Source organism: Sinorhizobium medicae, assembly GCF_007827695.1.
In the GTDB taxonomy this organism is placed as follows: domain Bacteria; phylum Pseudomonadota; class Alphaproteobacteria; order Rhizobiales; family Rhizobiaceae; genus Sinorhizobium; species Sinorhizobium medicae.
The window spans coordinates 192,581-210,442 of the sequence record NZ_VITA01000004.1 but is presented as its reverse complement, the minus strand read 5'-3'; the positions used below and the strand labels follow the sequence as shown (position 1 = coordinate 210,442).

Annotated in this window: 19 protein-coding genes; 8 read left to right on the top strand and 11 right to left on the bottom strand. The window is 62.9% G+C overall.

Annotated elements, in window-relative coordinates:
- Window positions 1–104: 104 nt before the first annotated feature.
- A complete protein-coding gene (gene rplS / locus FB009_RS08745; protein WP_012067308.1) occupies window positions 105–638 on the bottom strand; it encodes a 50S ribosomal protein L19 in 534 nt (177 codons plus the stop codon).
- 312 nt (window positions 639–950) lie between these two features.
- On the opposite strand from rplS, the gene FB009_RS08740 reads away from it, so the two are divergent.
- Window positions 951–1,697, top strand: a complete 747-nt coding sequence (locus FB009_RS08740; protein WP_012067307.1) for a sulfite exporter TauE/SafE family protein — start codon at window positions 951–953, stop codon at window positions 1,695–1,697.
- Here FB009_RS08740 and trmD read toward each other — a convergent pair.
- The 5 genes from trmD to ffh form a co-directional block, all read right to left on the bottom strand.
- Entirely contained in the window at window positions 1,679–2,401 is a 723-nt protein-coding gene (trmD, locus tag FB009_RS08735) for a tRNA (guanosine(37)-N1)-methyltransferase TrmD (protein WP_024324217.1), read from the bottom strand. The genes FB009_RS08740 and trmD overlap by 19 nt on opposite strands.
- 10 nt (window positions 2,402–2,411) lie before the next feature.
- Window positions 2,412–2,975, bottom strand: coding sequence for a ribosome maturation factor RimM (rimM, locus tag FB009_RS08730; protein ID WP_024310897.1), 564 nt, complete (start codon window positions 2,973–2,975; stop codon window positions 2,412–2,414).
- Window positions 2,976–3,108: 133 nt separating this feature from the next.
- Window positions 3,109–3,483 (bottom strand): 30S ribosomal protein S16, encoded by a 375-nt coding sequence (gene rpsP / locus FB009_RS08725; protein ID WP_012067304.1) that lies wholly within the window; start codon window positions 3,481–3,483, stop codon window positions 3,109–3,111.
- A 38-nt stretch (window positions 3,484–3,521) separates the two neighbouring features.
- A complete protein-coding gene (locus FB009_RS08720) occupies window positions 3,522–3,857 on the bottom strand; it encodes a chorismate mutase (RefSeq protein WP_012067303.1) in 336 nt (111 codons plus the stop codon).
- Between the two features lie 12 nt (window positions 3,858–3,869).
- Complete coding sequence (gene ffh, locus FB009_RS08715) at window positions 3,870–5,414, bottom strand: signal recognition particle protein (protein WP_012067302.1); 1,545 nt, start codon at window positions 5,412–5,414, stop codon at window positions 3,870–3,872.
- 321 nt (window positions 5,415–5,735) lie between these two features.
- Here ffh and FB009_RS08710 point away from each other — a divergent pair, with 321 nt between their 5' ends.
- The 6 genes from FB009_RS08710 (at window position 5,736) to FB009_RS08685 (ending at window position 11,917) form a co-directional block, all read left to right on the top strand.
- Window positions 5,736–6,749, top strand: coding sequence for an MBL fold metallo-hydrolase (locus tag FB009_RS08710; protein WP_102045032.1), 1,014 nt, complete (start codon window positions 5,736–5,738; stop codon window positions 6,747–6,749).
- 93 nt (window positions 6,750–6,842) lie between these two features.
- Window positions 6,843–7,748, top strand: coding sequence for a diaminopimelate epimerase (gene dapF / locus FB009_RS08705; RefSeq protein ID WP_018209256.1), 906 nt, complete (start codon window positions 6,843–6,845; stop codon window positions 7,746–7,748).
- On the top strand, window positions 7,745–9,019 hold the full coding sequence (gene mtaB / locus FB009_RS08700) for a tRNA (N(6)-L-threonylcarbamoyladenosine(37)-C(2))-methylthiotransferase MtaB (protein ID WP_028054312.1): 1,275 nt from the start codon (window positions 7,745–7,747) through the stop codon (window positions 9,017–9,019). Before dapF ends, mtaB begins: the two co-directional genes overlap by 4 nt.
- An 18-nt stretch (window positions 9,020–9,037) precedes the next feature.
- Window positions 9,038–10,600: a signal recognition particle-docking protein FtsY gene (ftsY, locus tag FB009_RS08695; protein WP_018209257.1), complete on the top strand. Its 1,563-nt coding sequence runs from the start codon at window positions 9,038–9,040 to the stop codon at window positions 10,598–10,600.
- A gap of 97 nt (window positions 10,601–10,697) precedes the next feature.
- Window positions 10,698–11,330, top strand: coding sequence for a septation protein A (locus FB009_RS08690; protein ID WP_012067297.1), 633 nt, complete (start codon window positions 10,698–10,700; stop codon window positions 11,328–11,330).
- The gene (locus FB009_RS08685; RefSeq protein WP_012067296.1) at window positions 11,327–11,917 is read left to right on the top strand and encodes a DUF2585 domain-containing protein; all 591 of its coding nucleotides are present in this window, start codon (window positions 11,327–11,329) and stop codon (window positions 11,915–11,917) included. The genes FB009_RS08690 and FB009_RS08685 overlap by 4 nt, the downstream gene beginning before the upstream one ends.
- A 3-nt stretch (window positions 11,918–11,920) precedes the next feature.
- Here the strand turns inward: FB009_RS08685 and FB009_RS08680 are convergent, their stop codons facing one another.
- The 5 genes from FB009_RS08680 to ccmA are packed head-to-tail and all read right to left on the bottom strand — an operon-like array spanning window position 11,921 to window position 14,796.
- Entirely contained in the window at window positions 11,921–12,520 is a 600-nt protein-coding gene (locus FB009_RS08680; protein ID WP_012067295.1) for a DsbE family thiol:disulfide interchange protein, read from the bottom strand.
- Entirely contained in the window at window positions 12,517–12,693 is a 177-nt protein-coding gene (gene ccmD, locus FB009_RS08675; protein WP_012067294.1) for a heme exporter protein CcmD, read from the bottom strand. Before ccmD ends, FB009_RS08680 begins: the two co-directional genes overlap by 4 nt.
- On the bottom strand, window positions 12,690–13,460 hold the full coding sequence (locus FB009_RS08670; RefSeq protein WP_012067293.1) for a heme ABC transporter permease: 771 nt from the start codon (window positions 13,458–13,460) through the stop codon (window positions 12,690–12,692). The genes ccmD and FB009_RS08670 overlap by 4 nt, the downstream gene beginning before the upstream one ends.
- Window positions 13,461–13,516: 56 nt before the next feature.
- Window positions 13,517–14,176 (bottom strand): heme exporter protein CcmB, encoded by a 660-nt coding sequence (ccmB, locus tag FB009_RS08665; RefSeq protein WP_012067292.1) that lies wholly within the window; start codon window positions 14,174–14,176, stop codon window positions 13,517–13,519.
- A complete protein-coding gene (ccmA, locus tag FB009_RS08660) occupies window positions 14,173–14,796 on the bottom strand; it encodes a heme ABC exporter ATP-binding protein CcmA (RefSeq protein ID WP_012067291.1) in 624 nt (207 codons plus the stop codon). Before ccmA ends, ccmB begins: the two co-directional genes overlap by 4 nt.
- Before the next feature lie 270 nt (window positions 14,797–15,066).
- Between ccmA and acnA the strand changes: the two genes are divergently transcribed.
- Window positions 15,067–17,757, top strand: coding sequence for an aconitate hydratase AcnA (gene acnA / locus FB009_RS08655; RefSeq protein ID WP_012067290.1), 2,691 nt, complete (start codon window positions 15,067–15,069; stop codon window positions 17,755–17,757).
- Window positions 17,758–17,862 lie beyond the last annotated feature (105 nt).

The window sequence follows — 17,862 nt, the reverse complement described above, 5'->3', positions numbered from 1 at the left end:
GGCGGCCGAAAATGTCATAAAATCTATGGGGAACACAAGCGGCAGGTGCAAAAAGAAAGGCGGCCCTGAGGCCGCCTTTCGACACAACTCTGAAGTGCTGCGATTTATTCCGCTGCGGCTTCTGCAGCCTTTGCTTCTTCTGCTGCCTTTGCCTCGGCAGCTTCGGCTGCTGCCTTTTCGGCGGCCAGAGCCTGGGCTGCTGCGACCTTTTCAGCCTCGATGCGCGCCTTCTCCTCGGAAATGGCCTGGCGCTCGGCATCGTTCAGCTTGCGAGCGCGGGTGCCGGTGTTCTCGACGATACGAGCCGACTTGCCGCGGCGGTCGCGCAGATAGTAGAGCTTGGCGCGACGGACCTTACCGCGGCGAACCACATCGACGCTCTCGACGAGCGGAGAATAAACCGGGAATACGCGCTCGACGCCTTCGCCGTAGGAAATCTTGCGAACGGTGAAGCTCTCGTTGATGCCGCCTCCGGAGCGGGCGATGCAGACGCCTTCGTAAGCCTGTACGCGGGTGCGGGTGCCTTCGACAACGCGCACATTAACGCGGACAGTATCGCCCGGGGAGAATTCGGGAAGGGTGCGCTTTGCGGCGATCTTGGCGGCCTGTTCGGCTTCCAGCTGCTGGATGATGTTCATCGGTTTAACCTTTGCGTTCTTCTGAAACAGCCAGAGCGCCCTCGATCGGCCTGTCGGACTTGCCTTCAGGCCTTGCCGTCTTTACGGCAGGGGCGGATTCGCCATTCTTTGTTGACGGTCGACGGGCGAGAACCCGAGCCGGGCCGGCACATACACCATACGGTCGGCCTTGTCATCCCCGAAACAGGAATTTCGTACCGGTATAAGCCCCAAACGTTACGATCGCAACTTAAGCCGCCGCCGAGATCGGGGGGCGGGGTTGCGGGCGAACGCGCCACCCGCTATCCCCGATTCACGCGTTCGGGGGAAGCCATGACGTTATTCCAGATCTTCTTGCTCTTCGTTGCAGGGTTCCTGTCCGGCGTGGTCAACGCTATTGCCGGCGGCGGCACCTTCCTGACTTTCGGCGCCATGACGCTTGCAGGCCTGCCGCCTATCGTTGCCAACGCCACTTCCTCCATCATTCAGTTCCCCGGCTACATCACCTCGGCGCTTGCCTATGCCAAGGAAATCCGGGCCGACCGGAAGAACGCGCTCGTCCTCGCCGTCATCTCGGCGGTCGGAGGTCTTGCCGGCGCGCTGCTTCTCCTGTCGCTCTCCAATCCGGCTTTTCGTCAGATGGTGCCCTGGCTGCTGATCGCCGCGACAGCGATCTTCGCGGCCGGTCCGCTGCTGAAGCCGAAGGCGCGCAGCGACGAGCACCGCATCGGGCCGCTCGGTGTGGCGAGCCAGTTGGTCACCTCCGTCTATGGCGGCTTCTTCGGCGCCGGCATGGGGATCATGATGCTTGCCGTTCTCGGGCTTGCGACCGGCGGCGGCTACCACCGGCTGAACGCGCTCAAGAACTTCATCTCCATCATCATCGCCGCGATCGCGATCGTGGTTTTCACCGCGGGCGGGGTCGTCTCCTGGCTGCATGCGGCGATCATGGTGCCGGGCGCAGCCCTCGGCGGCTATATGGGCGTATGGGCGGCACGCCGCGTTCCGCAGTCGGTGATACGCGCCGTGGTCGTGGCAGTGGGGCTCCTGCTGGCCGCCTATTACTTCTTCACGGGTTGAGCCGGATCAGGCTGCGGTTTCAGATCACGCTCCAGGAGGTCCGGCCGGCGCTCGGCGGTCAGCCGGCGGGCGGCGACCAATCGCCATTGGGCTATAGCGGCGTGATTGCCTGACGTGAGCACGGCTGGTATTTCTTGACCCTCGAAGACCTGGGGACGCGTGTAGTGGGGATGCTCCAGCAACCCTCCTTCGAAGCTCTCGTGCACGCCCGAGAGTTCGTTTCCCATGACGCCCGGCAGAATGCGCACCACCGCGTCCAGCAGGACCAGTGCCGCCGGTTCGCCGCCGGAAAGAATGTAGTCGCCGATCGAGACTTCCTCCAGCTGGCGCGTATCGATGACCCGCTGATCGACACCCTCGAAACGGCCGCAAACGACGACGACGCCGGGACCGGCGGCCAGCGCGCGCACCCGTTCCTGCGTCAGCGGCCGCCCGCGCGGGCTCATCAGAAGCCGCGGTCGCTCGTCATCTGCCGAAACATGGTCGATAGCGCGGGCAAGAACGTCGGGCTTCAGCACCATTCCGGCGCCTCCGCCGGCCGGCGTGTCGTCTACCGTGCGGTGCCTGTCGCCGGCGAAGTCGCGTATCTGCACGGGTTCGATCGACCAATCCCCGCGCTCCAGTGCCTTTCCGGCGAGCGAAACGCCGAGATGTCCGGGGAACATTTCGGGATAGAGCGTCAGGACCGTTGCACGAAAGAGCATCGCCGGGGGCTCACTTGCGCTTGGTCGGAAACGGCTTGCCTGGGCCACTCTTCTCATCATCGACCAGCCCTGCTGCAGTCGGGTCGATGACGAGTTTGCCCGCTTCGAGGTCGATTTCGAGCACCGACCATTCGGTGAATGGAATCAGCACCGGCCGCAGGCCCGGGCCCTTGAGTTCGAGAAGATCGCCAGCACCGAAGTCAAAGACACCGGTCACCGAACCATAGCTCTTGCCGGTGCGGTCGACCGCCTCCATGCCCTCGAGATCGGCATAGAAGAACTCGTCCTCGTCCAGATCGTCATCGGGAAGATTGTCGCGCTCGATGAAGAGCTCGAGCCCGTTGAGCGCCTCGGCAGCCGTTCGGTCGTTGACACCGCGAAACCGCACGACGACCACATTCTTCGCCTCGCGAATTTCGAGCACCTCGAAGACGCGGCCGTCCTCGCTGTGGAGATTTCCATAATCCCCAAGTGCCGTCGGATCGTCCGTGAAAGACTTCACCCTCACCTCGCCGCGCAGCCCCTGCGCCGCACCGATCGTCGCCATCAGGACAGGATTTTTCAGCTGTGTCATTGTCGGCATCCAGAGTGAACTTGCCCATGCTCCTGAAATCCACCGGGAAAAGAGCATGCGAATTTCCCGGAGCACATAAAGCAAAACGGGCGGCATGGAAATGCCGCCCGTTTTCACTGCCGATCGGCGAAGATTATTCCGCGGCTGCTTCCGAAGCCGCAGCGGCTGCTTCTTCGGCCTTCTGCTTGGCCTCAGCGGCACGTTCCTGTGCCTTCTTGCCGGGTAGCGCCTTCACCGGGTTGCTGCGGGCCGGGCGCTTGGCGAGGCCTGCCTGATCGAGGAAGCGCAGAACGCGGTCGGTCGGCTGGGCGCCCTGGTCGATCCAGTGCTGAACGCGCTCGGCGTTCAGTTCGATGCGCTTTTCATCGTCCTTGGCAAGCATCGGGTTCCAGGAGCCGAGCTTTTCGAGGAAGCGGCCGTCACGCGGGCTGCGCGCGTCGGCAACGACGATCTGGTAGTAGGGGCGCTTCTTGGAACCGCCGCGGGCGAGACGAATTTTCAATGCCATTTCGATTTACTCCTTGCAGGCTTTCTTGACCGCTTTGCTCAAGCGGAATGTGTGTTGCCGGCGTTGCCCGCGGAATGCGAGCAATCGGCGGCGATGGCTTCATGATGCCGGATGACTTCCTTGATGATGAAGTTCAGGAACTTCTCGGCGAAATCCGGATCCAGATTGGCATCCTTGGCGAGGTGTCGAAGGCGTTCAATCTGGTATTCTTCGCGCGCCGGATCGGCCGGCGGCAACTGGTGCTTGGCCTTGAGCACGCCAACCGCCTTGGTGCAGCGGAAGCGTTCGGCCAGCATGTGGACGAGCGCGGCATCGATATTGTCGATCGATTGCCGGTAGCTCGCCAATTCCTCTTTGATCCCGGGATCAAGCATTCGTCGCGATCCTCACTTCTTTTTCGGCAGGCCGGGGAGACCGGGGAAACCGCCTCCCAGGCCCGGCAATCCACCGCCACCAAGGCCAGGCAAGCCACCGCCGGGCTTGCCGAGGCCGGCGGCTTCGGCCTGCTTCTGCAGGGCCTCGAGTTGCTTCGGGTCGAGCTTCGACAGATCCGGCATGCCGCCACCGAGGCCGCCAAGCCCCATCTTGCCGGCAAGGCCACCCATCATCTGCTTCATCATGCCGCCCTTGCCCTTGCCGCCCATCATCTTCATCATGTCCGCCATCTGGCGGTGCATCTTCAGAAGCTTGTTGATGTCGGAGGCATCGGTGCCGGAGCCGCTGGCGATGCGCTTCTTGCGCGAATGCTTGAGGATGTCCGGATTGGCGCGCTCGGTCCTGGTCATGGACGATATGATCGCGATCTGGCGCTTGAAGAGCTTGTCATCCAGGCCGGCGGCGGACATCTTGTCCTTCATGCCGGCCATGCCGGGCATCAGCCCCATGATGCCGCCCATGCCGCCCATCTTCTGCATCTGCTGCAGCTGATCGGCGAGGTCGTTGAGGTCGAACTTGCCTTTGGCCATCTTGGCGGCCATGGCCGCCGCCTTTTCGGCGTCGATGTTCTCCGCCGCCTTTTCGACCAGCGAGACGATGTCGCCCATGCCGAGTATCCGGTCGGCGACGCGGCGGGGGTGGAACTCCTCGAGTTCGTCCATCTTTTCGCCGACGCCGATGAGCTTGATCGGCTTGCCGGTGATGGCACGCATGGAGAGCGCCGCACCGCCGCGGCCGTCGCCGTCCATACGGGTCAGGACCAGGCCGGTGATGCCGACGCGTTCATCGAAGCTGCGGGCGAGATTGACGGCGTCCTGGCCCGTCAGCGCATCGGCGACGAGCAGGATTTCGTGCGGGCTGGATTTCCGCTTGATCTCCGCCATCTCCATCATCAACGGCTCGTCGATATGGGTGCGTCCGGCTGTGTCGAGGATGACGATATCGTGGCCGCCGAGCTTGGCCGCCTGTACCGCGCGCGCGGCGATATCGGTCGGCGACTGGCCGGCAATGATCGGCAGCGTGTCGACCCCCGTCTGCACGCCGAGCTGGCGCAACTGCTCCTGCGCGGCCGGGCGGCGGGTATCGAGCGAGGCCATCAGGACCTTCTTCTTGTCCCGCGCGGTCAGCCGCTTGGCGATTTTGCCGGTCGTCGTGGTCTTGCCCGAGCCCTGCAGGCCCACCATCATGATAACGACGGGAGCCGGAGCGTTGAGATCGATCGTGACGCCCTCGGATCCGAGCATCGCCACGAGCTCGTCATGAACGATCTTGACGACCATCTGGCCGGGCTTGATCGACTTGACGATTTCGGCGCCGACCGCCTTCTCACGAACCTTTTCCGTGAAGGACCGCACGACGTCGAGTGCGACGTCCGCTTCGAGCAGCGCACGGCGAACCTCCCGAAGCGCTGCGGAAACATCGGCTTCCGACAGGGCGCCGCGGCCGGTCAGTCCATTCAGTATGGAACCAAGACGGTCCTGGAGGCTCTCGAACATATTCTCTTCCTTCTTGTCTCCGGATTGCCATAGCACGGCTCGTCCGAAAACGTGGGTCCCTTCGCGCGGAAAACAAGGCGCAAAGCCAAAAACCACCCGAGGGCGCCACGCGCTGTCGGATGTTGACCTCCTGGCTCTCTTTATACCTTTGCGGGGCCGGGTCGGTGGCTTCGGAAGTCATCGCTTGCGAAGGAATTCGCCGCGATAAACAGGAAGCGGAAAGAAAAGTCAAGGATCTGCAGCGGAAACTCCTATCCGAGCTCTGTGACCGAAAGCCAAGGGCGCCTATTTACGTTTCAGGAATCCTCTATCGAGGCAGCGATGAAGAAAAGCGGCAATCCCTATCATGGCGGCCCGGTTTCGGACCATTTCGACGGGCTTCGATTCTACAATCCGGGCGGCACGCCGCCGCGTGGATTAGCCGACCTCCTGCACTGGCAGTTCGGCGGTGGACGGGTGGCGTGGCCGGCTCGTTACGACAGCCCTTTCCCCCAGGCGAAGCCCGAACTTTCCGTCGCCGGCGATCGGCTGCGTGTGACCATGGTCGGTCACGCGACCCTTTTGATCCAGGTCGCGGGCATCAACATATTGACCGATCCGGTCTGGTCTCGTCGCGCAAGCCCCTTCACCTTTGCCGGACCTCTTCGCCGCAACGCGCCGGGCGTCCTGATGAGCGACCTGCCGCCGATCGACCTCGTGCTGGTCACGCACAACCACTATGACCACCTCGACATCGATACATTGAGTACACTTCACGCCCAGCACGCACCACAGATCATCACGCCGCTCGGTAATGACGCGATCATTCGCCGCTCAATCCCGAATGCGGAGATCCGCGCCGTCGACTGGGGCGATCGCATGGAACTCGAAGGCGCCGTCGTTCATGCGGAGCCCTGTCATCATTGGTCGGCCCGCCATTTGCGCGACCGGCGGATGGCGCTCTGGGCCGCCTTCGTCATCGAAACGCCGGCCGGCAAGATCTACCATGTCGGCGATACAGGCTTTCACGACGGCATCAATTATCGGGCGGCGCGCGAGAAGCACGGCGGCTTCAGGATCGCCAATCTGCCATTCGGGAGCTACGAACCCCGATGGTTCATGGCATCGCAGCACCAGAATCCGGAAGAGGCGGTCATGGGTATGGTCGCTTGCGGAGCCGAACACGCGGCGGGTCATCATTGGGGCACCTTCCGGCTGACCAATGAAGGGGTCGAGGAGCCCCTCCGGGTGCTCGAGACAGCGCTCGACGGGGCCGGCATAGAGCGCAGCCGGTTCAGGGCACTGCGACCCGGAGAGGTCTTCGATGTCCCTGCCTCGTCTTTGGCAAGGGAATGACGCCGGCACTGGTAATTTCCGGGCTTTTCCGCCATATACAGCCCGAATGAAGGGCGCCTCCGGAACGGAAGGCCAGGTTTGGATAATCGCGACATGGCCGATCAGGTGCAATTTGCCAGGATGAACGGGCTTGGAAACAAGATCCTGGTGGTCGACATGCGTGGCCGCAAGGACCGCGTGACGCGTCAGGCTGCAATAGTGCTCAACGCCGACCCGGCAACCGAGTTCGACCAGATCATGGCGATCCATGATCCGAAGTCCGCCGGCACCGACGCGTGGATCGACATCGTCAATTCCGACGGGTCGATGGCCCAGGCCTGCGGCAACGGCACCCGCTGCGTGGTCCAGGCGCTTGCGGCCGAGACCGGCAAGAAGGCCTTCCTCTTCCACACGGTTGCGGGCCTCCTTGAAGCGAAGGAGCATGACGACGGCTCTATTTCGGTCGATATGGGCAAGCCGCGTTTCCGCTGGGACCAGATACCGCTCGCCGAGGAGTTCCATGACACGCGCCGGATCGAGCTGCAGATCGGACCCATCGAGGCTCCCGTGCTGCACTCTCCTTCCGTTGTATCCATGGGCAATCCTCACGCGATCTTCTGGGTCGAAAACGACGTGTCCGGCTACGATCTCGATCGTTTCGGACCGCTCCTCGAGAACCACCCGATCTTCCCTGAACGGGCCAATATATCGGTCGCCCGCATCCGCTCCCGCCAGGAGATGGACCTGCGGACCTGGGAGCGCGGCGCCGGCCTGACGCTTGCCTGCGGCTCGGCCGCCTGTGCCGCTGCCGTCAGCGGTGCGAGAACAGGCCGCACGGAGCGCGCGGTGACCGTAAATGTGCCCGGAGGACCACTTCGGATCGAATGGCGCGAAAGCGACGACCACGTCATCATGACCGGCCCGGCCGAATGGGAATGGTCCGGCACGCTCGACCCTGTCACCGGCATTTTCGAGCGGAACGAGCCGGAGAGCGGCGACATCGGAGCCCGAGCGCCTTGAGCGGCGTCGAGGTCATAACCTTCGGCTGCCGTCTGAACACCTATGAATCGGAAGTGATGCGGGCAGAGGCCGAAAAGGCGGGGCTGAACAATGCCGTGCTCGTCAACACCTGCGCCGTGACCGCCGAGGCGGTGCGCCAGGCGCGCCAGGCCATCCGCCGCGCGCGGCGCGAGAACCCGCACGCCCGTATCATCGTCACCGGCTGCGCCGCGCAGACCGAGAAGGAAACTTTCGCGGAGATGGCGGAGGTGGACGCGGTTCTCGGCAATGAGGAGAAGCTCACGAGCGCTTCCTATCGCTCGCTGCCCGATTTCGGCGTCTCGGCCGAGGAGAAACTCCGGGTGAACGATATCATGAGCGTGCGCGCCACCGCGCCGCAAATGGTGAAGCATATCGACGGGCACGTGCGTGCCTTCATCCAGGTGCAGAATGGCTGTGATCATCGCTGCACCTTCTGCATCATCCCTTATGGACGCGGCAATTCCCGCTCGGTGCCGATGGGCGCCGTCGTCGACCAGGCGAGACGCCTTGTCGAGGGCGGCTATCGCGAGATCGTGCTGACCGGCGTCGATGCCACCAGCTACGGCGCCGACCTGCCCGGAACGCCAACCCTCGGACTTCTCGCCAAGACCTTGCTGAAGCAGGTCCCGGAGATCCTTCGTCTACGGCTTTCCTCCATCGACAGCATCGAGGCGGACGTCCATCTTCTCGATCTCATTGCCGAAGAGCCGCGTTTCATGCCGCATCTGCATCTCTCGCTGCAGCATGGCGACGACCTGATGCTGAAGCGGATGAAGCGGCGGCATTCAAGTGCCGACGCGCGCGCCTTCTGCGCGGAGGTCCTTCGGCTCCGACCCGAAATCAGTTTCAGCGCCGACATGATCGCCGGCTTTCCGACCGAGACCGAGGCGATGTTCCAGAATGCCGTCAGGCTTGCTGAGGATTGCGGCCTTGCGCATCTGCACGTCTTCCCCTACAGCCCACGCCCCGGCACGCCGGCGGCCCGCATGCCGCAGCTCGACCGCGTGCTCGTCAAAGAGCGTGCCGCACGCCTGCGTGCAAAGGGCGCCGAGCTCCATAGGGTCCATCTCGAACGCATGGTCGGCAGCAGGCAAATGGTGCTGGTGGAGATGAACGGTCTGGCACATACCGAAAACTTCACGCTCGTCGATGCGGCCGGCCTCGAGCCGCGATCGCTCGTTGCGGCCGAAATCACCGGCCATAACGGCAAGCATCTGACGATCAAGCGCAAACAGATGGCTGCGGCCTGATAGCGGACATTCATTCCCATGGCGATTGGTTTCATCAAGAAGATCTTCTCCTTCGGCAAGGACGCCGTCGAAGAGAAACCCGCGCCGCCGCAGGAGGTTTCGGATGCCGCACCCTCTTCTGTGCCCTCAGGAGAGCAGGGTGAGAGCCAGGCACCGGTCGAGGAAAAGCGTACCGCGGCCGAGGCAACGGAAGCTGGCACAGACGATCGCGATGTCTCCCTCGCACCAAGCACGGCAAACACCGAAACCACGAGCGACGAAGCCCCGGCAGGTACTGCTCCCGCAGCAGATGAGAACACCGTGAAGCAGGACGAGAGCGTCCCGCATCCGATCTCTCCCCTCGCGGGGGAGATGCCCGGCAGGGCAGAGGAGAGCGAGCCTCCTTCCGAACACCCAACGGGAGCCGATGACGTTTCGGCACCCTCCTCCGTCCCTTCGGGACATCTCCCCCTCAACGGGGGAGATCACGGGGAGACCGAGGCAACCGCTGAGAACAGCGGGGCTCCTGTCGAGCAGGCGGAGGCGCTCGCAGGCGACGCCGATAGGCGGTCAGATGCCGGTTCCGACATCGAAGCGGAGCTCCGCACATCCAGCCTTCCCAAAGGTTTCGCCGCCGCCGACAGGCGCCCGAAGGACGAGACCCCGGCGGCGCAGCCGAAGCTCAACTGGTACCAGCGCCTCCGTCTGGGTCTCGCCCGCACCTCGTCGCAGCTCACCGGTCAGATCGCCAGTCTCTTCACCAAACGCAAGCTGGACGAGGCGACGCTGCAGGACCTCGAAGATCTCCTGATCCAGGCGGATCTCGGCGTCGAGACCGCGATGCGCATCACCGACGCGCTCGCCTCGGAGCGTTACGGCAAGGATGTGTCCGGCGAGGACGTATCGCGCATCATGGCGGGGGAGATCACCAAAGTGCTGGCGCCGGTCGCAAAGCCGCTCGAACTCGATCTCAATCATAAGCCGCATGTGATCCTGGTCGTCGGCGTCAACGGGACAGGAAAGACCACGACGATCGGCAAGCTTGCTGCGAAACTGTCCGGCGCGGGCCTCAAGGTCATGATGGCCGCCGGCGACACTTTCCGGGCTGCGGCGATCGAACAGCTGAAGATCTGGGCCGAGCGGACGAGGTCCGAAATCGTCTCCTCCAAGCTCGGAGCCGACGCGGCCGGGCTGGCCTATGAGGCGTTCCAGCGTGCCCGCGAGCAGAAGGCGGACGTGCTGATCATAGACACCGCCGGGCGATTGCAGAACAAGGCCGAGCTGATGGCGGAACTGGAGAAGATCGTACGCGTTCTCGGGAAGCTCGATCCGGACGCGCCGCATACGGTCCTGCAGACACTGGATGCCACGACCGGGCAGAACGCGCTGCAGCAGGTAGAGATATTCCGCAACGTTGCGGGCGTCAGCGGATTGATCATGACAAAGCTCGACGGGACGGCGCGCGGCGGAATCCTGGTGGCGATCTCCGCCAAGCACAAGCTGCCGGTCTATTTCATCGGTGTCGGCGAGGGTGTCGACGATCTCGAACCCTTCGAGGCAAAAGACTTCGCCGAGGCGATCGCCGGTGTTGCGGCCCCATGACCGCGGAAGCGGTTTTGCAGCCGTACCGACGGTTGATATGGTTTTGCCGCAATCCTGATGTTATGAGCGTCAGACGATGACAGAACAGGATCCGCACATGTCGACCGTCGAGGCAGCCAAGCCGAAAACAGAGGTAAGCCCGCTCCTCAAGCTCGTGCTCGAGCTCGGGCCTCTGATGGTCTTCTTCTTTGCCAATTCGCGGGGCGAATGGCTGGCGAGCCGCTTTCCCGTGCTCGCGGATCTCGGCGGGCCGATCTTCATCGCCACCGGCCTCTTCATGGCGGCGACGGCTGCGGCTCTCGCCGTTTCCTGGATGATGACGCGCACGCTGCCGATGATGCCGCTCATCTCCGGCATCGTCGTCTTCGTCTTCGGTGCGCTGACGCTCTGGCTGCAGAACGACACTTTCATCAAGATGAAGCCGACCATCGTCAATACGCTCTTCGGCGCGATCCTGCTCGGCGGGCTCCTGTTCGGCAAATCGCTGCTCGGCTACGTTTTCCACGCCGCCTTCAAGCTGGACGAAGAGGGCTGGCGGAAGCTTACGGTGCGCTGGGGTGTGTTCTTCCTGTTCCTCGCGGTGCTGAACGAGGTTATCTGGCGCTCCTTCTCGACCGATTTCTGGGTCGCCTTCAAGGTCTGGGGCACCATGCCGATCACCATTCTTTTCACGCTCGCGCAGATGCCGCTGATCATGAAGCATTCGGTCGATCAGGAAAACGCGAAGTGACGATCGCGGCCGGCTCGGACGACAACCGGCAGCGACGCGCGGCACTCTTGCTGCTTGCCTGCCTCGCTGTGCTGGCACTCCAGATCCTGGTGCTGCATCTGATGGGGCGGCTGTGGATCTGCGAATGCGGCTACATCAAGCTGTGGGAAGGCGTCGCCAAATCCAGCGGTAATTCGCAGCACGTTTCCGATTGGTACACACCGTCCCATATCATTCACGGATTCCTCTTCTACGGCCTCGGTCATCTTCTCATGCGCGGTAAGCCCTTGAGCGGGCGCCTGCTTCTCGCGACCGTGATCGAGTCCGCCTGGGAGATTCTTGAGAACACGCCGATGGTGATCAACCGCTATCGGTCCGCAACCATTTCGCTCGATTATTTCGGTGACAGCATCCTGAACTCGACCATGGATACGCTTGCCATGGCGACAGGCTTCCTCATCGCTTCCCGGTTGCCGGTGGCAGTGACCGTCGCTATCGCGATCGCTCTCGAACTCTTCACCGGCTTTATGGTGCGCGACAATCTGACGCTCAACGTGCTGATGCTGGTGTGGCCGATGGATGCGGTGAAGGCGTGGCAGGCCGGATGAGGGCTACGACCCGGCAAGCGCTTTTTCGATCGCCGGCAGCAGCCCTTCCCTGAGGCTCTTCTCGTCGAAGGGCCCGGCACGCTTGTAGAGGATCGTCCCATCGGCGGCGACTAGGAATGATTCCGGGATGCCGTAAACGCCCCAGTCTATCGCTGCCTTACCGTTCGGATCGACGCCGATCGCCGAGAAGGGGTTGCCGAGTTCGCCGAGGAACCTCAGCGCGTTCTCGTTCCGGTCCTTGTAGTTGATGCCGACGACGGTCAGGCGCGGGTCTTTCGACAATGCAAGAATGACGGGATGTTCCTGCCGGCAGGGCACGCACCAGGAGGCCCAGACATTGACGAGCGTAAGCTTGCCCTTGACGGCCGTATCGGTAAGCGCCGGCATCGGTCGGCCGGACGGAGCCACCGCGCCTTCAAGCCGCGGCATGTCGAGCGTCGGCGCCTTGGTCCCGATCAAGGCCGAGGGTATTTCGCTGACGTCCCTGCCGGAGTTCAATTGGCTCCAGAAGATGAGTGCGAGAACCGCAAAGATCAGGAGCGGAAGCGCCGCCACGAGATAGCGAATAGCGCCTGGCGCACGTTCGTCCCGCGCGTTCGTCATCTGCCCCCCCCGGTCGAAGCTTCCGCCGAACGGCGGCGGATGCCGGCCGCTTCGAGCTGCTCCAGCTCGCGCTTACGGGCACGGCCATCGGTTAGGACCCAGAAGATGAGCCCCGCCACCGTCGCGGCGGAGACCGCGTAGCAGGCAATGACATAGGTCGCATGGCTCATCATGGTGCAAGCTGCTCCCGGCCCGCGTTTCGAGCCGCCTGCCGCCTGAGCGAGGCCACCCGGCGGCGCCAGATCTCGTTGCGCATCGCGCCGATGTGCAGCGTGAAGAACAGCAGCGTGAAGGCAATTGCCATGACGATGAGCGGCCGCAGGAATTCCGGATCGATCGTCGGACCGTCCAGGCGTATGACGCTCGCCGGCTGATGCAGCGTGTTCCACCAATCGACCGAGAACTTGATGATCGGGATGTTGACGAAACCGACGAGAACGAGCACGGCCGAGACGCGCGCCGAACGGCTCGGATCATCCATGGCGCGATTCAGCGCGATCAGGCCGAGATACATGAGGAAGAGCACGAAGACCGAGGTCAGCCGCGCATCCCATACCCACCAGGTGCCCCACATCGGCTTTCCCCAGAGCGAGCCGGTGACGAGCGCCAGAAAGGTGAAGCAGGCGCCGATCGGCGCTGCGGCCTTTGCCGAGACGTCTGCGAGCGGATGGCGCCAGACGAGGGTGCCGAGCGCCGAGATCGCCATGACCGTATAGCACATCATGGACAGCCAGGCCGAAGGCACATGCACATACATGATGCGCACGGTCTCTCCCTGCTGATAGTCGCCCTCGGTGGTGAAGGAGAGCCAGAGCCCGGCGGCAAAGAAAAGAGCGGTAAGAGCGGCAAGCCACGGCAGGGCACGCGCCGCCAGCGCCAGGAACCGGGTCGGGTTGGCGAGATCGCTGAACTTGCGTATGGCCAGGCTGTTTTCGCTCATATTGGCTCTTTAACGCGGAAGCACCCCTTCCGCAATCGATCCTAAAGTGCCGTGTCTCAGTCGGCCGAATGCCTGAGGGCTGAGGCGGCCGCCACGGGTCCGATCACCGCAAAGAACAGGGTTATCGCCATCAATATCATGAAAGGCGGCAGAAACGGGGCGGGATCCTCGATAGCCGCATAGACGGCGCTGACCCCGAAGATCAGAACCGGTATGGCGAGCGGAAGCACCAGGATCGATACCAGCAGGCCGCCGCGCGGAAGCGCCACCGCTACCGCTGCGCCGACCGCTCCGATCAGGGTGATCGCCGGGGTTCCTGCAAGCAGCGTCAGCATCGTGGCGCCGATCGCGCGTTCGTCCATGTTCATGAAGAGACCGAGGAAGGGCGAGGCGACCACCAGCGGCAGACCGGTGGCGGTCCAATGAGCGGCGCATTTGACGAGAACGGTGAGGAGCAACGGCGTCTCCTGCATCATGATGAGGTCGAGCGAGCCGTCTTCGCGTTCTGCCTGGAAGAGCCGGTCGAGTCCGAGCAGCGATGCGAGCAGCGCTCCGATCCAGAGGATTGCCGGACCGATCCGAGCGAGCAGGTTGAGGTCCGGCCCGACACCGAAGGGGATGACCGCGACCACGGTCATGAAGAAAAGTACGCCGATCATCGCGCCGCCGCCGGCGCGCACCGAAAGCTTGAGATCCCGGAGAAAGAGGGCGGTCAATGGAAGAACCCCGTCATTTCGAGGCTTTTAACCCCGGTGAACCCCAGAGCCTGGTGCGTGGCGGCGATGACGATCCCGCCGCGTTCGAGATGGCGCGCCACCAGCCCGGCAAAGAGCCTGTCGGCGCTGACGTCGAGAGCCGCCGTCGGCTCGTCGAGGAGCCAGATCGGCCGATAGGCCACGAGCAGTTTCGCCATTGCCATGCGGCGCTGCTGGCCGGCGGAAAGGTAGCCGAAGGGCAGGTGGATGATGTCGGCTAGTCCCACGGCCGTGGCGGCTTCAACGAGGCCGTCTCCGGAGCCGCCGGGTGAATCGCCGAGAAAGCGCTGCCAGAAGATGAGATTTTCCTCGACCGTCAGCTCACGCTTCATTGCGTTCCGGTGGCCGAGATAATGGCTGAGTTCGCGCGGGTGATCGAAACCGGCGGGCCCGCCCTTCAGCCGGACACGGCCCGAATCCGCTCCGAGAAGGCCTGCCAGCACGCGCAGAAGCGTCGACTTGCCGGAACCGTTCGGACCGGTCACCACGAGCGCCTCGCCGCCAGCCAGATCAAACGAAATATCCTTGAAAATCAGGTCCTCGCCGCGCCTCGCACTCAATCCTTCAGCCAGCAGGCGCATGAATTTGCAGCTTCCCTTGACGTGTATTATCGCAGAGCAAAAAAAGTTCCGATTGGACCTTGCTTGGTCTGGCACGATTTCAAGAAATTATCTATAAGGCGGCCAACACGCCAGCGGTCGGCGTGAATTTCATCCTAGCGCCGAACATGGAACGCGCTTCCACGTACGGACAGCGGAAATGGCCGCACCCGCATCCCATTTCGCGCCTCACAGGTGCTCGGGCGTTCGTACGTCAGTTTTTGGCGATCAGACGGAACGGGGTATCATCCAGTGTCCAAATCCCTAGACAGCTTCAATTGTCGCTCCACGCTCGCGGTCAACGGTGTGGACTATATCTATTACAGTCTACCCAAGGCCGAGGCGAACGGCCTCGCCGGCGTCTCGAAGCTTCCCTATTCGATGAAGGTCCTGCTGGAAAACCTGTTGCGGAACGAAGATGGACGCTCGGTCACCAGGAAGGACATCGAAAACATTGCGGCATGGCTGAACGACAAGGGCACGGCCGAAAACGAGATCGCCTACCGCCCGGCACGCGTGCTGATGCAGGATTTCACCGGCGTTCCGGCCGTTGTCGACCTCGCGGCCATGCGCGACGCGATGGTTTCGCTCGGCGGTGATCCGGAAAAGATCAACCCGCTCGTTCCCGTCGATCTCGTTATCGACCACTCGGTGATTGTCGACGAATTCGGCACGCCGACCGCCTTTGCCCGCAATGTCGAGCTTGAATATCAGCGTAACGGCGAGCGCTACCGCTTCCTGAAATGGGGCCAGCAGGCCTTCCAGAATTTCCGCGTCGTGCCGCCCGGCACCGGCATCTGTCACCAGGTCAATCTCGAATATCTGGGCCAGGCCGTCTGGACCAGGGAAGAAGACGGCGAAATCACCGCCTATCCGGACACTTGCGTCGGCACCGACAGCCACACGACAATGATCAACGGTCTCGGCGTCCTCGGCTGGGGCGTGGGCGGCATCGAAGCCGAAGCGGCGATGCTCGGCCAGCCGGTCTCGATGCTCCTGCCGGAGGTCATCGGTTTCAAGCTCACCGGAAAGCTCAAGGAAGGCGTGACGGCGACCGACCTCGTGCTCACTGTGGTGCAAATGCTGCGCAAGAAGGGCGTCGTTTCGAAGTTCGTCGAATTCTTCGGCCCCGGCCTCGACAACATGACGCTCGCCGACCGTGCGACGATCGGCAATATGGGCCCGGAGTACGGCGCCACCTGCGGCTTCTTCCCGGTCGATTCCGAGACGATCAATTATCTCACCATCTCCGGCCGTGAAGAGCAGCGCATCGCGCTCGTCGAAGCCTATTCCAAGGCCCAAGGGATGTGGCGCGAAGGCGACGGCTCCGAACTCGTCTTTACCGACACTCTGGAACTCGATCTCGGCGAGGTCGTGCCGTCGATGGCCGGTCCGAAGCGCCCCGAGGGCCGTATCGCGCTCGAGAACATCGCCTCCGGCTTCGCGTCCTCGCTCGACAACGACTACAAAAAACCGGGGCAGCTCGCGAACCGCTACGCGGTCGAGGGCACGGACTACGATCTCGGCCATGGCGACGTCGCGATCGCCGCCATCACGTCCTGCACCAATACCTCGAACCCGTCGGTCCTGATCGCCGCCGGCCTGCTTGCCCGCAATGCGGTCGCCAAGGGCCTGAAGACCAAGCCCTGGGTCAAGACGTCACTGGCGCCCGGATCGCAGGTCGTCGCCGAATACCTGTCGAAATCCGGCCTGCAGACAGATCTTGACAAGCTCGGCTTCAATCTGGTCGGCTTCGGCTGCACCACCTGCATCGGCAACTCCGGACCGCTGCCGGCGGAGATCTCCAAGACGATCAACGACAAGGGCTTGATCGCTGCCGGAGTCCTTTCCGGCAACCGCAACTTCGAAGGCCGCATCTCGCCGGATGTCCAGGCAAACTATCTCGCTTCGCCGCCGCTCGTGGTCGCCTACGCACTTGCCGGTTCCGTCCAGAAGGATCTGACGAAGGAGCCGCTCGGCGAGGACCGGAACGGGCAGCCGGTCTACCTCAAGGACATCTGGCCAACGTCCCAGGAAATCCAGGACTTCATCTTCAAATACGTCACCCGCGAGCTTTACGCGACGAAATACGCCGATGTGTTCAAGGGCGACGCAAATTGGCAGGCGGTTCAGGTTCCGGCCGGCCAGACCTACGCCTGGGACGAGGGGTCGACCTATGTCCAGAATCCGCCCTACTTCGTCGGCATGGGCAAGAAGGGGGCCGGCATCTCGGACATAAAGGGTGCCCGCGTCCTCGGCCTGTTCGGCGACAAGATCACCACCGACCACATCTCGCCGGCCGGCTCGATCAAGGCGGCGTCGCCTGCGGGCGGCTATCTGCTCGAACATGGCGTCGGGATTGCCGACTTCAACCAGTACGGGACGCGCCGCGGTAATCATGAAGTGATGATGCGCGGCACCTTCGCCAATATTCGCATCCGCAACCATATGCTCGGTCCGAACGGCAAGGAAGGCGGCTACACGATCCACTACCCCTCGAAGGAGGAAATGTCGATCTACGACGCGGCCATGCAGTACAAGGCAGAGGGCGTTCCGCTGGTCATATTCGCCGGCGTCGAGTACGGGAACGGCTCTTCGCGCGACTGGGCGGCGAAGGGCACCAACCTTCTCGGCGTCAAGGCCGTGATCGCGCAGTCCTTCGAGCGTATCCACCGTTCGAACCTGGTCGGCATGGGCGTCATCCCATTCGTCTTCGAGGAGGGCACCAACTGGGAGGCCCTCGGTCTCAAGGGGGACGAAGTGGTGACGATCGAAAACCTCGCCAATGTTCAACCGCGCGAGAAGCGCGTGGCGAAGATCACCTATGGCGACGGCTCGGTGAAGGAGGTCCCGCTCATCTGCCGCATCGATACGCTCGATGAGGTCACCTACGTCAACAATGGCGGCATCCTGCAGACGGTCCTACGCGATCTCGCCGCCTGATCGGCGACCCGCATGAATAAAATGCCGGGGCGTCCAGCGGCGCCCCGGCATTTTATTGCCTGTTTTCGCGGTTATCCACCGCTTTGCTGCAGTCACTCCAACGTG

Coding starts and splice junctions, on each gene's coding strand:
- rimM (WP_024310897.1), bottom strand. CDS start 2,975: ATGACACAGCTGAAAAATCCTGTCCTGATGGCGACGATCGGTGCGGCG.
- dapF (WP_018209256.1), top strand. CDS start 6,843: ATGGCCGATCAGGTGCAATTTGCCAGGATGAACGGGCTTGGAAACAAG.
- FB009_RS08670 (WP_012067293.1), bottom strand. CDS start 13,460: ATGAGCGAAAACAGCCTGGCCATACGCAAGTTCAGCGATCTCGCCAAC.
- ccmA (WP_012067291.1), bottom strand. CDS start 14,796: ATGCGCCTGCTGGCTGAAGGATTGAGTGCGAGGCGCGGCGAGGACCTG.
- ffh (WP_012067302.1), bottom strand. CDS start 5,414: ATGTTCGAGAGCCTCCAGGACCGTCTTGGTTCCATACTGAATGGACTG.
- ccmD (WP_012067294.1), bottom strand. CDS start 12,693: ATGATGAGCCATGCGACCTATGTCATTGCCTGCTACGCGGTCTCCGCC.
- rpsP (WP_012067304.1), bottom strand. CDS start 3,483: ATGGCATTGAAAATTCGTCTCGCCCGCGGCGGTTCCAAGAAGCGCCCC.
- trmD (WP_024324217.1), bottom strand. CDS start 2,401: ATGCTCTTTCGTGCAACGGTCCTGACGCTCTATCCCGAAATGTTCCCC.
- FB009_RS08710 (WP_102045032.1), top strand. CDS start 5,736: ATGAAGAAAAGCGGCAATCCCTATCATGGCGGCCCGGTTTCGGACCAT.
- FB009_RS08720 (WP_012067303.1), bottom strand. CDS start 3,857: ATGCTTGATCCCGGGATCAAAGAGGAATTGGCGAGCTACCGGCAATCG.
- rplS (WP_012067308.1), bottom strand. CDS start 638: ATGAACATCATCCAGCAGCTGGAAGCCGAACAGGCCGCCAAGATCGCC.
- ftsY (WP_018209257.1), top strand. CDS start 9,038: ATGGCGATTGGTTTCATCAAGAAGATCTTCTCCTTCGGCAAGGACGCC.
- FB009_RS08680 (WP_012067295.1), bottom strand. CDS start 12,520: ATGACGAACGCGCGGGACGAACGTGCGCCAGGCGCTATTCGCTATCTC.
- FB009_RS08690 (WP_012067297.1), top strand. CDS start 10,698: ATGTCGACCGTCGAGGCAGCCAAGCCGAAAACAGAGGTAAGCCCGCTC.
- FB009_RS08740 (WP_012067307.1), top strand. CDS start 951: ATGACGTTATTCCAGATCTTCTTGCTCTTCGTTGCAGGGTTCCTGTCC.